1 protein-coding gene and 1 pseudogene are annotated in these 1382 nt (G+C 68.2%); both read right to left on the bottom strand.

Going from position 1 to position 1382, the window contains the following annotated elements:
* Window positions 1–1167: S8 family serine peptidase (locus MOV75_RS38170; RefSeq protein WP_247008001.1), on the bottom strand; the 1167-nt coding region annotated here is incomplete at its 3' end.
* Between the two features lie 16 nt (window positions 1168–1183).
* Window positions 1184–1382: pseudogene (locus MOV75_RS38165) on the bottom strand (hypothetical protein); the annotation flags it as partial.

Below are 1382 nucleotides of genomic sequence, written 5' to 3'. Positions count from 1 at the left end.
GATTGTCCGATAGCGCGAGGTCCTGGTAGACGACCTCGATGCCGACGGCGCGGGCATCGATGGGCCGGCAAAGCTCATATTGACGATCTGCGCGCCGTGCTCGGCGGCGTAATTCAGCGAGCGCAGGATGATGTAGGACGAACTCTCGGCGCCACCGTTGGTGCCGCCGAAGGCACGAATCGCGATGATGCGCGCCTCGGGCGCGCTGCCCATCAGCCGGTCATGCGCCACGATCGCACCGGCGATGCCGGTGCCGTGGATGTGCGGCCCCTCGGCGCTGCCGAGCGCATCGAAATTGTCGGCGACGGAATTGGCAAGCTCGGGATGCTTGGCGTCTATGCCGGAGTCGATCACGGCAACCGTGACGTTGGCACCGTGCGCCAGCGTATGGGCCTGCGGCAGGCGGAGCTTGGCCAGTGCGTATTGCGCGGGATCGCCCTCGCTCGGGGTCGCCGATTTCTGGTCCTGGAGCGCATAACGGAAGTTCGGCTGGACCGAGCGCACGCTGCCGTCGGCCGCGAATTCGCGCCGCACCGTCTCGTAGGGCCGGCCGTCGGTGATGCGGAACAGACCGAATGTGGCCCCGATCAGCGGGAAGCTCTCCGAAGAGACGCGCGTCAGGCCGTGCCGGCGGGCCAGTTCGTCGGCATCGCCGGGCGACAGCGCGCCATCGATCTCGGCCACGAATTCGTTGGCAAAGCTGCGCGAGGTGACCGCAACCGGGGTGTTGTTGCCACGCCCCTTGCCGGCGCTTTTCTTGCCTGATTTTCCAGTGCCTTGGCCGCCTGCGATCGGCTGCCCCGTGCACTCGCCGTCAGCATCACGATAGGGTGCGCTGCAGGCCGGGTAGAGGTTCGGCGAATAGCGCGCATAGGGCAGCACCGGCGTCGTCGGCCGTACGCGCGACGTCGTGGTGTGGGGAATGGCCGCCATCGTCCGCGGGCCACGGTCGACACTGGCCGCACGGGCGGCAACACTGGGGGTGATACGCGGGGCGATGCTCGGAGAGATGGTCGGCGTGCGCGAGGGCACGCTGATCGTGGGCGTGCGCATGATCGCCTGCGCCTGCGCAACCTCGACGCCGAGACCGGCGGCGATCAGAAGCACCGCGCCGACCGATGAAGCGTAGGCCCCGGCACGCACCCTGCTCTCGGACTTGCCTGTCATCGGCTTGGCGGCGCGCCTAGGGCGCCGCGACGGCGAGGTTGACGAACTTCTCGCGCTGCATCTTGCCGAGCAGCGAAGCGAGCTCGTCCTGGCTCATGGCCTTGTCGAACTGGAGGCGGAACATGCCGCCCTTGGCCCCGTCGACGATCGAGGCGTGGTAGCTGTCGAGCAGCCCGGTGATGTCGGCGATGCGCGCCTCGGGCGTGAAGCGCACC

Origin of the sequence: Bradyrhizobium sp. PRIMUS42, from assembly GCF_023006515.1 — a bacterium.
GTDB lineage: Bacteria > Pseudomonadota > Alphaproteobacteria > Rhizobiales > Xanthobacteraceae > Bradyrhizobium.
Note: the sequence above shows the minus strand (reverse complement) of the source record. Positions and strands in the feature narration are given on the sequence as shown.